Source organism: Mesorhizobium sp. LNHC229A00 (assembly GCF_000502415.1).
Lineage (GTDB): Bacteria > Pseudomonadota > Alphaproteobacteria > Rhizobiales > Rhizobiaceae > Mesorhizobium.
The window spans coordinates 310,578-324,727 of the sequence record NZ_AYWQ01000009.1 but is presented as its reverse complement, the minus strand read 5'-3'; the positions used below and the strand labels follow the sequence as shown (position 1 = coordinate 324,727).

Below are 14,150 nucleotides of genomic sequence, written 5' to 3'. Positions count from 1 at the left end.
GCGCCGCCTCGTCCGAAAGGGACAATGATGAACAATCCCCGTCACAATATACGCGAAGTGCGCGCGCCGCGCGGCGACAAGCTCAATGCCAGGTATTGGACCACCGAAGCGCCGCTGCGCATGCTGATGAATAACCTCGACCCTGATGTTGCCGAAAACCCCAACGAACTGGTCGTCTACGGCGGCATCGGCCGGGCGGCGCGGACCTGGAACGATTTCGACCAAATCGTTGCGTCGCTGAAGACGCTTGGCGAGGACGAGACGCTGCTGGTGCAGTCGGGCAAGCCGGTCGGCGTGTTCCGCACCCACCCGGACGCGCCGCGCGTGCTCATCGCCAACTCCAATCTGGTGCCGCACTGGGCGACCTGGGAGAAATTCAACGAGCTCGATAGAAAGGGCCTGATGATGTACGGCCAGATGACGGCCGGCTCCTGGATCTACATCGGCACGCAAGGCATCGTGCAGGGCACCTACGAGACCTTCGTCGAGGCCGGCCGCCAGCATTATGGCGGCAATCTCAAGGGAAAATGGATCCTGACCGGCGGCCTCGGCGGCATGGGCGGCGCCCAGCCATTGGCCGCCGTCATGGCAGGCGCCTGCTGCCTGGCGATCGAATGCAATCCCGACTCGATCGATTTCCGCCTGCGCACCCGCTATGTCGACGAGAGAGCCGAGACGCTCGACGAAGCCATGGAAATGATCGAGCGCTGGACCAAGGCCGGGGAGGCGAAGTCCGTCGGCCTGCTAGGCAACGCCGCCGAGATCGTGCCCGAAATGTACCGTCGCGGCATCCGCCCCGACATGGTCACCGACCAGACCTCGGCCCACGACCCCATCAACGGCTATCTGCCGAAGGGCTGGACGATGGCCGAGTGGCGCGAAAAGCGTGTCAGCGACCCCAGGGCGGTCGAGAAGGCGGCTCGCGCCTCCATGCGCGAACATGTCGAGGCGATGGTCGCATTCTGGAACGCCGGCGTGCCGACGCTCGACTATGGCAACAATATTCGCCAGGTCGCCAAGGATGAAGGGTTTGAAAACGCCTTTGCCTTCCCCGGTTTCGTGCCGGCCTATATCCGCCCGCTCTTTTGCCGCGGCATCGGCCCGTTCCGCTGGGCAGCTCTCTCCGGCGATCCGGAGGACATCTACAAGACGGACGCCAAGGTCCGCGAGCTCACCCCCGGCAACACCCATCTGCACAATTGGCTGGACATGGCCCGCGAGCGGATTTCCTTTCAGGGGTTGCCGGCGCGCATCTGCTGGGTGGGCCTCGGCGACCGGCACAGGCTGGGTCTAGCCTTCAACGAGATGGTGGCCAAGGGCGAACTGAAGGCGCCCGTTGTCATCGGCCGCGATCACCTCGATTCCGGTTCGGTCGCCTCGCCGAACCGCGAGACGGAAGCGATGAAGGACGGTTCGGACGCCGTGTCCGATTGGCCGCTGCTCAACGCATTGCTCAACACAGCTTCGGGCGCCACCTGGGTGTCGCTGCATCATGGCGGCGGCGTCGGCATGGGTTTCTCGCAGCATGCCGGCATGGTCATCGTCGCCGACGGCACGCCGGATGCTGCAAGGCGCCTGGAACGGGTGTTGTGGAACGATCCGGCGACCGGTGTCATGCGCCACGCCGACGCCGGCTATGACATCGCGATCGAATGCGCCAAGGAGCACCAGCTCAACCTACCGGGCATTCTAGGCTAGCGCTGGCGTCATGCGCATTCTGCGTGCCACCGATTACCGCGTCATGCCGTGGAAAAACGGCGGCGGTACGACGACCGAGATCGCCGTCTCGCCCGCTGGCGCCGGGCTCGACGATTTCGAATGGCGCGTCTCGATGGCCCGGGTCGAGACGAGCGGGCCGTTCTCCAGCTTTGCCGGCATCGACCGCACCCTGTCCGTGCTGGAAGGCGAGGGGATCGTGCTTGACGTCGCCGGCCTTCCGCCCGAGCGGATGACAGCGGCTTCCCAGCCTTTTTCCTTTCCAGCCGACCAGCCGACAAGTGCCGCGCTGATCGCCGGCCCGATCACCGATCTCAACGTCATGACCCGCCGCGGCCGCGTGTTGCATCAAGTCGAACGCCTGCCGGTTTCGGCGCCTGTGGAAATCTCGACCGAGGCCTGTTCCACCCTGATCCTTTGCCACAGAGGCCATGCCATTTTCGCCGGCGCCGCTCCTCTCCGCCTCGGGCCGCTCGACACCCTGCTGCTCGGGCCGGATGTTTCCGTCTTGCGGGTAGAGCCCGCCCCGGATGCGACCCTTTTCGTGGTCCGCATAAGGGGGGCCGCCTGACGCGTTTACCGCCAACGGTTACCGCCTGTTTCCAAACATGATCGCGATGCCGGCGAAATATAGCGTAAGCTGACGGTGGCATCACGAAAAAGCCCGAATCCTCTCCGTCGATCGGTCCCGACGGGAGCGAGGGGCGCTCGTCTTTGAGTCGGTCGAAAGATGACGCTCCGTCGTGGTGCGGAAACAAACTTTCGGCATAGGGGTTGATGCAACCGATTGCATTTGAACCGGTTTTAGGGCCATTGCCGTGGCGGTGACGCCGCTGAGTGCCCGCTTACGGAATTTTCAATGAATATTCAGACGAACCCAGCCCAGATCGAGAAGACAAGCGCGAGCTTCCCGGCCATCACGGAAGAGCCGATACGATCGGTATTCCTGCCGGAGGAACGGCTCCGGCTGCTCGGCGAGAGCCTGGCCAAGGGCGATCTGACCGATCTGTTCGGCCTGATCCCGTTCGACTTCCAGGCCCGCATCCGTGACAGCGCCAAGAAGATCCTCGAAGTCTACCGGTCGACCAATGCCGCGCAGGGGAGGGGCGAAACCATCACGCCGGCCGCGCAGTGGCTGCTCGACAACAACTATCTGATCGAGGAAACCATTTTCCAGGTCAAACGCGACCTGCCGCGCCGCTTCTACCGGCAGTTGCCAACGCTGAAACTGCCCGATGGCGGCACCGTGCCGCGCGCATTGGCGCTGGCCTGGACCTATGTCGCGCATTCCGACAGTTCCGTCTCGGCGACCATGTTCAAGTCCATCGTCCAGGGTTTTCAGTCGGTCGAGCCGCTTAAAATCGGCGAACTCTGGGCCCTGCCGTCCCTTTTGCGCTTCGTGCTCATCGAGAACCTCCGCCGCCTGGCGGTCAGGGTCAACCGCACCCGCCAGATGCGCCAGATCGCCAACGATGTGGCCGACAAGGTGCTTGCGACCGACGACAATCCGGACCGGCAGGCGATCCTTGCCAATTTCAGCGCGCATGCACAGGACACCACCTTCGCCACTCAGCAGATCGGAAGAGCACACGTCTGAACTCCNTGGAAGGCGAACTTGAGAAGACCGGCTCGGATGCCGAGGAAATCATCATTTCCGAGCACCAGACGTTGTCCAGCGGCAATGTGACCACCGGCAACATCGTCCGCGGCCTGCGCCTCATCAACGACGTCGACTGGACGGTGTGGTTTGAAGGCGTCAGCCGCATCGATACCGTGCTGCGCGAGCGCACCGATTTCGCGGCGCTCGACTTCTTCTCGCGCGATCAATACCGCACCGCGATCGAGGAACTGGCACGCCGCTCGAATCTGTCGGAGTACCGTGTCGCCGAAAAAGCCATCGAACTGGCCGGCCATGCTGTTAGTGAAACCGTCCCGGAGAGCGGCGAAGGGGTTGATGCCGAGGCTGCAGCCGTCCACACCGATGTCGGTTTCTATCTCGTTGGCCCGCGCCGGCTGGAACTCGAAAAGACGATCGGTTATCGGCCAACGATCAGCCAGATGGTCAAGCGGACCTTCGCCAAGACCGGATGGCTTGGCATCGTCCTGCCCGTCTTCGCCCTGACCGTCCTGCTGCTCGTCCTGTCGGGCAACGCCCTTTCCAATCTCGGCCTGTCGGTGCCGTCGATCGTGCTGATGCTAGCTCTGTTTGCCGTGCCGGCCAGCGAAGGCGCGCTCGCTTTCTTTAACACCGTGGTCTCGCTGTTCCTCAAGCCGACACGCCTGATCGGCTATGACTACAGGCACGGCGTGCCGCCCGAGGCGCGCACCCTGGTGGTCGTGCCGTCGCTGATCGGCTCGCGTGACGATGTCGAGGAAAACATCCGCAACATCGAAGTGCATTACCTTGCCAATCTGGCGGACGAGATCCATTTCGCGCTGCTTTCGGACTGGCCCGACAGCAAGATCGAGATCGAGGCGGCCGACACCGAGATATTAGACTTCGCCCGCGCCGAAATCGCCCGCCTCAATGCGCGCCATCCCTCCGAAGGCGCGCCGCGCTTCTACATCCTGCACCGCCGCCGGCTCTACAATGCCGCTCAAGGGTCCTGGATGGGTTGGGAGCGCAAGCGCGGCAAACTGCACGAACTCGACCTGTTGCTGCGTGGCGACAGCGATACCACCTTCCTGCCGCTCGAAGTGCCGCTGCCTGAAAAAGTCGTCCATGTGATGACGCTCGACGCCGATACCCGCACCACCCGTGATGCCGTATCGAGCCTGGTCGGCAAGCTATGCCATCCGCTCAACCGGCCGCATTTCGACGCCACCAGGCGCGTCGTCACCGCCGGCTACACCATCCTGCAGCCGCGCATCACCGCTTCGCTCACCAGCGGCGATGAAGCCTCGTTCTTCCAGCGCGTGTTCTCGGCCAATCGCGGCCTTGATCCTTATGTCTTCGCTGTTTCGGACCTCTATCAGGACGTCTTCAGCGACGGGTCCTTCACCGGCAAGGGCCTCTATCACGTCGATGCCTTCGAGGCCGCCTTGCAGGGCCGCATCGAGGAAAACACCATTCTCAGCCACGATCTGCTCGAAGGCGCGCTGGCGCGCGCCGCGCTGGTCACCGACGTCGAGTTGGTCGAGGATTACCCGACCCGCTACTCGGTCGATGCCTCGCGCCACCATCGCTGGGCGCGCGGCGACTGGCAACTTTTGGGATACATCTTCAACCCGCGCTCCGGCGTGCCGGCGCTGTCGCGCTGGAAGATGGTCGACAATCTCCGCCGCTCGCTGACGCCGATCTTCTGGGTGATGGCGGCGATCGCCGGCTGGACCTTGCTGCCCTTCACGCAGGCCGCGCAGTGGCAGGCATTGTTGATCCTCAGTCTGTTCATGGCGCCGACCTTCGACATCGTCAACGCCATCCTGCCCAAAAGCGGCGACCAGACGCCGCGCGGCCACTTCTCGGCTCTGGCGCGCGACGTCGCCTTCGGCACCGCCATGGTGGCGCTGAAGATCGTACTGATGGCACATAACGCCTGGATGATGGGCGATGCCATTGTGCGCACGCTCTACCGGCTGTTCGTCAGCCGGCAAAACCTCTTGGAATGGCGCACCGCCTCGCAGGCGCACAAAGCCGGCGACAACGATGTCGGCTCCTATTACGGCATGATGTATGGCGCCGTGATCATCGGCTTTGTCGGCCTCGCCATTCCCGTGCTGGCTGATTCCACCGGTGCCTTCGTTGCGTTCTTCTTTGCCTTGTTCTGGATCGGCTCGCCGGCGATCGCCAGTTGGATCAGTCGCTCCGCGGAAACCGAGGACCGGCTGCGCATCTCGCAAGCCGACATCCACACGCTGCGCACCGTGGCGCGCCGTACCTGGCACTATTTCGAGAGCTTCGTGACGGCAGAGCATCACAATCTGCCGCCGGACAATTTCCAGGAGAGCCCCGCGCCAGTCGTCGCGCCGCGCACCTCGCCGACCAACATCGGCGTTTACTTGCTCTCGGTCGTCTCGGCACGCGATTTCGGCTGGATCAGCCTGTCCGATGCCATCACCCGCATCGACGCCACCATGACCACCATCGAGAGCATGCCGCGCCATCGTGGCCATCTCTTCAACTGGTACGACACCACGACGCTGAAGCCGCTCTATCCGCTCTACATCTCGGCTGTCGACAGCGGCAATCTCGCCGGCCACCTGGTGGCGGTGGCGGCTGCCTGCGCCGAATGGGCGGAAGCCCCTTCCGTCCACCTGCAGGGCGATTTCGAAGGCATCCTCGATACGGTGACCATCCTGAGCGAAAGCCTCGATGAACTGCCCGACGACCGCCGTCAGTTGCGGCCGTTGCGCCAACGCCTTGTCGATCGCCTCGACGGCATGCGGCGCGCCGTCGAAACGATCAAGGCGCAGCCGGAAATGGCCTCCATCCGCACCATCAACCTGGCCGTGCTGGCCGGCGAAATCCGCAAGCTCGCCACCGCCATTCACACCGAAGCCGCATCGCCGCAGAGCGACGTCATCGTCGACTGGACGGCAAGGCTCGAAACCACCTGCGAGGCGCACGTCCACGACGCCCATAGCGACGAAAACGCCGTCGAGGCTCTGCGTGCCAAGCTGCTCACCTTGCGCGAACGCACCCGTCGTTTCGCCTTCGAGATGGAGTTTGCCTTCCTGATGCGGCCGGAGCGCAAGCTCTTGTCTATCGGCTACCGGGTCGAGGAGCATCAGCTCGACGAAAGCTGCTACGACCTTCTCGCCTCCGAGGCGCGGCTGACCAGCCTGTTCGCCATCGCCAAGGGCGATCTGCCGACCGAACACTGGTTCAGGCTTGGCCGCCCGATCGTCGAGATCGGCTTCCAGGGCGCGCTGATGTCGTGGTCCGGCTCGATGTTCGAATATCTGATGCCGCCGCTGGTGATGAAGGAACCGCAAGGCTCGATCCTCAACCAGACGAGCAAGCTGATCATCAAGCGCCAGATGCAGTATGGCCGCCAGAAGAACGTGCCGTGGGGTATTTCGGAAGCGGCCTACAACGCCCGTGACCGGGAACTGACCTATCAATATACCAATTTCGGCGTGCCCGGCCTGGGACTAAAGCGCGGCCTCGGCCAGAACACGGTGATTGCGCCTTACGCGACTATCATGGCGGCGCAGTTCAACCCGCGCGAAGCGGTGCAGAACCTGGCCCGGCTGCGGGAGATCGGCGCGCTTGGCCGTCATGGCTATTATGATGCAGTCGACTTCACGCCGCAGCGCGTACCGGAAGGCACCAACCACGCGGTCGTGCTGAACTACTATGCCCACCATTCGGGCATGTCCATCGCCGCCGTCGCCGACGCCATCTTCGAAGGTCGCCTACGCGATCGCTTCCATAGCGATCCGGTCATTGAATCGGCCGAATTGCTGCTGCAGGAGAGGGCGCCTCGCGACATTCCGACCGCCACCGTCCGCACCGAGGCGGACGAGCGCTCCAAGGACGAGACCGAGACCGAGAGCCCCGACACCCGCATCGTGCTCGATCCCGCGCGGGCGCTTCGTTCGACCAATGTGATGTCGAATGGCCGCTATTCGGTGATGGTGACCGCAACCGGCTCCGGCTACAGCCGCTGGGGCGATCTTTCCGTCACCCGCTGGCAGCCCGATCCGGTCGAGGATCGGCTTGGCTCCTACATATTCCTGCGCGATGCCGCCACTGGCGACTGGTGGTCCGCGACTTCGGAACCGAGGCGCGCGGCCGAGGAAAAGACGCAGGCCCTGTTTTCCGATGACAAGGCGAGCTTCGTGAAGCTGGTGGGCACGCTGCGCTCCGAAGTGGAGTGCATCGTCATCTCCGAGGGCAATGGCGAAGGCCGTCGCATCACGCTCTACAACGAGAGCACATCCGACCGTCACATCGAGGTGACGTCCTTTGCAGAACTGGTCCTGGGTTCGGAAGCTTCCGACAACGCGCATCCGGCCTTCTCGAAAATGTTCGTGGAAACGGAAATCGCCGCCAACAACGGCGCGATCTTCGCCACGCGCCGCAAGCGTGAAACCAGCGAGCCCGATGTAACGCTGGTGCATTTCGTCACCGATCCGTCGGGACCGGCGCGTGATGCCGAGGCCGAGACCGACAGGCGCGCCTTCATCGGCCGTGGCCGCACCATCGTCGATGCTGCCGCCTTCGATCCAGGCGCCAGGCTTGGCGGCCATTCCGGCTTCACGCTCGATCCCATCGCCTCGCTGCGTCGTCAGGTGCGCGTGCCCGCCAACAAGAAGGTATCTCTGACCTTCTGGACTGTCGTCGGGGCCAACCGTGCTGAGCTGGAGGAGGCGATAAACCGGCTCGACCATCAGGAGAGCTTTGCCCGGCAGGCGATGCTTGCCTGGACGCGGAGCCAGGTGCAGACCCGCCATATGGGCCTCAGTCTGACCGACGCGGCCAATGTGCAGAAACTGGCGCGCTATCTGATCTATCCCGACCCGTTCCTCCGGTTGCCGGCCGAGTCCATCGCTTCCGGGCTGGGCAAGCAGTCGAGCCTGTGGCCGACCAGTATTTCGGGCGATTACCCGATCTTCCTGGTCAGGATCGGCGACGTTGCCGATCTCGAGATCGTAGCCCAGGCGTTGCGCTTCCAGGAATATATGCGCACCCGCGGCATGATGATCGACTTCGTCGTCGTCAACGAGCAGGCTTCCTCCTATGTCCAGGATCTGCAGCGCGCGGTCGAGACGCTGTGCGAAAACAGCCGCTTGCGCGGCAAGGAACTCGGACCCCGCCAGCACATTTTCGCGGTCCGTCGCGACCTGATGGAGGAAACCACCTACAAGACGCTGCTCGCCGTCGCCCGGGTTGTGCTGCATACGCGCAATGGCACCATCTTCGACCAGATCGAACGGGCCGAGGCGGCCGCGCTGCAGACGCGCGATGGCCTGCAGCCGGCAGGATTGCCGAGTTCGCGCGAAATCGCGGCGCTCGCACCGCAGATGCATGCATTTGCCTCGCAGGCTGTGGCCGACGTCAGCGCCGATGGCTCCGGCCTCAGCCTGTGGAATGGTTTCGGTGGCTTCGACGGCGATGGGCGGCACTACGTGGTGCGCCTGGCCGGCCGGCGCACGACGCCGCAACCCTGGATCAACGTCGTCTCCAACGCCTCGTTCGGCTTCCACACCTCGGCCGAGGGGGCGGCCTTCACCTGGAGCCGCAACAGCCGCGATTACCAGCTGACGCCATGGTCGAACGACCCGGTGTCCAACCGACCGGGCGAGGGCATCTATATTTACGACCAGGCCAGCGGCAAGGCGTTCTCTCCGCTCGCAGCGATGGTGCGCGATCCCGCGATGACCTACGAGGCCTGGCATGGCCAAGGCTTCTCGACCTTCCGCTCGAAGCGCGGACCGTTGTCGATGGACCTGACCCATGTCGTCGATCCAATCGATCCGGTGAAGATCACACGGCTGCGCATCCAGAATTCCGGCCCGGTACCGGCTCGGCTGCGCGTCTATGCTTACGCCGAATGGGTGCTTGGCGGGCATCGGTCGCGCACCGCGGCAACCATAGTGCCGTCCCGCGACGGGGCCACCGGCGCGCTGCTGGCACAAAATCCCTACGGGCTCGATTTCAGCGAGCGGGTGGCCTTCCTCGCCGCCGACACCGGCGTCCACTCGGTGACGTCAGACCGGGCCGAGTTCCTCGGCCGGCACGGGTCCAGCGAGCTGCCACAGGCGGTGCTGAGCGGTTCGGCCCTGTCGGGTCGCGTCGAGGCCGGAGATGATCCTTGCGCGGCGATCGCTCGCGACGTCGAGATTCCGGCCGGCGCCGACGTCACGCTTATCTGGCTGCTCGGCGATGCCGATTCCGCGGCGCAGGCGAGCGCGTTGGTGCAGACGCACCGGGGCAAGGACTTCGACCAGCGCCTTGCCGACAATGAGCGCGAATGGCGCGCCTTCCTAGACACCATCCAGGTGGAGACGCCGGACAAGGCACTCGATGCCATGGTCAACCACTGGCTGCCCTATCAGAGCCTTGCCTGCCGCATCCGCGCCCGCTCGGCCTTCTATCAGGCAAGCGGCGCCTTCGGCTTCCGCGACCAGTTGCAGGACACGCTCGCCTTGCTGGCGCATGACCCGACGCTGGCGCGCGACCAGATCCTCAACGCCGCGCGGCGGCAGTTCCCGGAAGGGGACGTGCAGCATTGGTGGCTGCCGCGCACCGGCGCCGGCGTGCGTACCTTGATCTCCGACGACGTGGTGTGGCTCGCCCACGCCACGGCGCGCTATCTCACGGTAACCGGCGACGCCGCCATCCTGAAGGAGCAACTGCCTTTCCTCGACGGACAGGAGCTGGGTGAAGGCGAGCACGACGCCTTCTTCACCCCTGAAATCTCGAAGAAGACGGTGTCGCTCTACGACCACTGCGCGCGTGCGCTCGACCTTGCCATCAAGCGCAGCAGTCCAGCCGGCCTGCCGCTGATCCTTGGCGGCGACTGGAACGACGGCATGAACCGTGTCGGCGAACACGGCAAGGGCGAGAGCGTGTGGCTGGGGTGGTTCCTGTTGAAGACCCTGGGCGACTTCGCCGCGGTCGCCAAGACCGAGGGCGACACCAAGCGCGCACAGGCCTGGGCAAAGCATGCCGACGCGCTGAAGCGGGCGCTTGAAAGCACGGCATGGGACGGCGAATGGTACCGGCGCGGCAGTTTCGATGACGGTACGCCTTTAGGGTCGCGCACATCGCAGGAGTGCAAGATCGACTCCATAGCACAGTCCTGGAGCGTGCTGTCGGGCGAGGGCGACCCGGCGCGGTCGACGACAGCGATGCAGCAGGCGACTAAGCTGCTCGTCGATGATCATCTCAAGATCGTCAAACTGTTCACGCCACCGTTCTCGAAGACGCAGAAGGACCCCGGCTACATCAAGAGCTATCCGCCTGGCGTGCGCGAGAATGGCGGCCAGTACACCCACGCGGCGACATGGTTCGTCATTGCACTGGCCGAGATGGGGCAGACCGATGAAGCCTATCGCTGCTTCTCGATGCTGAACCCGGTCAACCACGCGTCCGACGAGGCCTCGGCCGAGCACTACCGCGTCGAGCCCTACGTAGTGGCGGCTGATATCTACGCCGGGGACGACAAGGGAGGTCGCGGCGGCTGGACCTGGTACACCGGCTCGGCGGGCTGGCTTTATCGGGCGGCGGTCGAAGGCATCCTAGGCATTGAACGGCGCGGCAAGCAGATCACATTCCGGCCGAAGCTGCCCAGCCACTGGGATGGCTACCAGGCTTCACTCAAGATGCTGGGCGCCGAGATCAAGGTCCAGGTCATTCGCGACAAAAAGACCAAGACGATCTCGCTCGAAGTGAATGGTTCGAAGACAAAATCGACGTCCTTCGCACCAAAAGCTGGTGACCAGACCGAGGTTGTGGTCAAGATTCCGCCATGAAATCAGCTATCTAGTGATCAGATCGCGCGTCCTTCGGGACGCGCGACTTCGTGCATTGTTTACTTGCGCGCGGGGTGCTGACGACGTTGGCCAGGCGCCCGGACGAAAGTCATGCCGGCCTACCGTGATTAAAAATGTGGCACCGCTCGACCACTGCCATGATTTTGCCGCAAGGCTGACATTTCACCTTTTATCTCAAACCGTTAGGTGATCACGCCAGATTTCGTATCGTCGTCATCTTTTGTTCGCTAAATGGGAACGGAAGAGATAGACGGGCATTGTTTTGCGACGCATCAACCGTTACGTGTCAGGGAATGGTGCGGTGCACAATATCGGTATTGGGCACAATAGAACGTTGGCGGAGTAGCTGAAGTGTCACTTCTGCAGATCTATTGGAGAGCGCTGGGGTATCTGGCTGCCGACAAGAAGCGCGTCGCGCTGATCTGTTCGGCCAACGTCGCTCTTGCAGCCATCGCGATCCTCGAGCCGATCATGTTCGGCCGGGTCATCGACGCTATTTCCGCGCATGGTTCCGTTTTCTCCACGCTCGCCGTGTGGGCCGGCCTGGGCGCCTTCAATGTGATGGCTTTCCTACTGGTGGCGCGCGGCGCCGACCGGTTCGCGCACGCCCGGCGCAGCGAAGTGCTCTGCCAGTCGTTCGAGCGCGTCATCACCATGCCGCTCGCCTGGCATCATCAACGCGGCACCTCGAATGCCCTCCACACGCTGCTGCGCGCCGTCGAGACGCTGTTCAGCCTTTGGCTCGAATTCATGCGTCAGCATTTGTCCACGGCTGTCGCGCTCGTTCTGCTGGTTCCGACGGCCCTCAGCATGGATGTGCGCATGTCGATGGTTCTGCTCGTGCTCGGCGTGCTCTATGTCGGCATCGGCCGCCTTGTGATGAAGCGCACCAAGGAAGGCCAGGCCGCGGTCGAGCGCCACTATCACAAGGTGTTCGCGCATGTGACCGACTCGGTGAGCAACGTCGCCGTGCTGCAAAGCTACAACCGTCTTGGCTATGAAGCCGAGGCGCTGCGCGGCTACGTCAAGAACCTGCTCGACGCGCAGAACCCGGTGCTCGACTGGTGGGCTATCGCCAATGCGCTCAATCGGCTGTCGTCGACGATCTCGATGATGGTGGTGCTTCTGATCGGCGCTTATCTCGTCACTCATGGCCAGCTGCGCATCGGTGACGTCCTCGCCTTCACCGGCTTCGCCACGCTGCTGATCTCACGGCTCGACCAGATGTCGGCGTTCGCGAACCAGATTTCGGAAGCTCGCGCCAAGCTCGAGGATTTCTACAAGCTCGAGGACTCGGCCGCCGATACCGCCGAGCCGGACGGCTTGCGCGACCTTGCCAACGTCACCGGCCATGTCCGTTTCGAGGATGTCAACTTCGAGTTCGCCAATTCGGGGCAGGGCGTCAGCGATGTGTCCTTCGAGGTGCAGGCCGGCCAGACCGTCGCGATCGTCGGACCGACGGGTGCGGGCAAGACCACGCTCATCAACTTGCTGCAGCGCGTCTTCTCGCCGTCCAGCGGCCGGATCCTGATCGACGGCATCGATACGCGCACGGTGACCCGCAAGTCGCTGCGCCATTCGATCGCCACCGTATTCCAGGACGCTGGGCTTTTGAACCGCTCGATCGAGGACAACATCCGGGTCGGTCGTGCCGATGCGACCAACGACGAGATCCATGCCGCCGCCACCGCGGCCGCGGCGCAGGATTTCATCCTGGCCAAGAGCAATGGCTACGACACGGTGGTCGGCGAACGTGGCGGCCAGCTTTCAGGCGGCGAGCGCCAGCGCATCGCCATTGCCCGTGCCGTGCTGAAGGATGCCCCGATCCTGGTGCTCGACGAGGCGACCAGCGCGCTCGACGTCGAGACCGAGGACCGCGTCAAGGAGGCTATCGACGAATTGCGCCGCGACCGCACCACCTTCATCATCGCCCACCGCCTGACCACCGTTCGCGATGCCGACCTGGTCGTGTTCATGGACAAGGGCAGGGTGGTCGAGATGGGTGGCTTTGCCGAACTGTCGCTGCGCAACGGCCGCTTCGCCAGCCTGCTGCGCGCCGGCGGCCTGCTGAACGACGAGGAAGTCCGGCGCCTCAGCCGGTCGGTGCAGGGCGAGGCCGCCTGAGCCGTTAACGGTTCCGCCTTCTCCCGAACGGGAGAAGGCAAGACCAGACCTGCGACACCGCCGCTCGATTGCCCCAAACGCTTCGGCGGTCTATGTAAAGTCGCATGAGTGACACCACCTCACGCTTGAGCGGCTTGACCGATCTCGCCAATCCGACGCGGTTCGTCGGGCTTGCCGATAAGCTTGTGCCGTGGCTGGCCGCGCTCGCCGCGCTCATCCTCGCGATTGGCCTCTATATGAGCTTCACCGCGCCCGAGGATTTCCAGCAGGGTATCACCGTTCGCATCATGTACATCCACGTGCCTTTCGCCTGGCTCGCCATGATGTGCTACACGCTGATGGCGGTCTCCGCGCTTGGTACGCTGGTCTGGCGCCATCCGCTGGCCGATGTCGCGCTCAAGTCGGCCGCACCCATTGGAGCGGTGTTCACCGCGTTGGCGCTGATCACCGGTTCGATCTGGGGCAAGCCGATGTGGGGCACCTGGTGGGTATGGGACGCCCGCCTGACTTCTGTCTTCGTGCTGTTCCTGATGTATCTCGGCATCATCGCGCTGACCCGCGCGTTGGAAGATGCCAGCCGCGCCGCCTGGGCCGCCGCCATCATCACGCTGGTCGGCTTCATCAATATCCCGATTATCAAATTCTCGGTCGACTGGTGGAACACGCTGCACCAGCCTGCCTCGGTGTTCAGGCTCGGCGGCCCGACCATCGACCCGAGCCTGCTCTGGCCTCTGCTGGTGATGGCTGTCGGGTTTACCGTGCTGTTCTTCGCGCTGCACCTGATGGCAATGCGCACCGAAATCCGCCGCCGCCGGGTGATAGCCATGCGGCGGGTGGCGGCACGGCAGGCGGAGAGTCCGGTCTAA

Annotated in this window: 4 protein-coding genes; all 4 read left to right on the top strand. The window is 63.8% G+C overall.

The features are described from left to right. Window positions 1-24 precede the first annotated feature (24 nt). Entirely contained in the window at window positions 25-1,698 is a 1,674-nt protein-coding gene (gene hutU, locus X742_RS150035) for a urocanate hydratase (protein ID WP_198019218.1), read from the top strand. A 10-nt stretch (window positions 1,699-1,708) separates the two neighbouring features. After that, complete coding sequence (locus X742_RS150040; RefSeq protein ID WP_023773339.1) at window positions 1,709-2,287, top strand: HutD family protein; 579 nt, start codon at window positions 1,709-1,711, stop codon at window positions 2,285-2,287. Window positions 2,288-11,511: 9,224 nt separating this feature from the next. After that, entirely contained in the window at window positions 11,512-13,284 is a 1,773-nt protein-coding gene (locus X742_RS150045) for a glucan ABC transporter ATP-binding protein/ permease (protein ID WP_023773338.1), read from the top strand. A gap of 104 nt (window positions 13,285-13,388) precedes the next feature. Continuing rightward, window positions 13,389-14,150 (top strand): heme ABC transporter permease, encoded by a 762-nt coding sequence (locus X742_RS150050; protein ID WP_023773337.1) that lies wholly within the window; start codon window positions 13,389-13,391, stop codon window positions 14,148-14,150.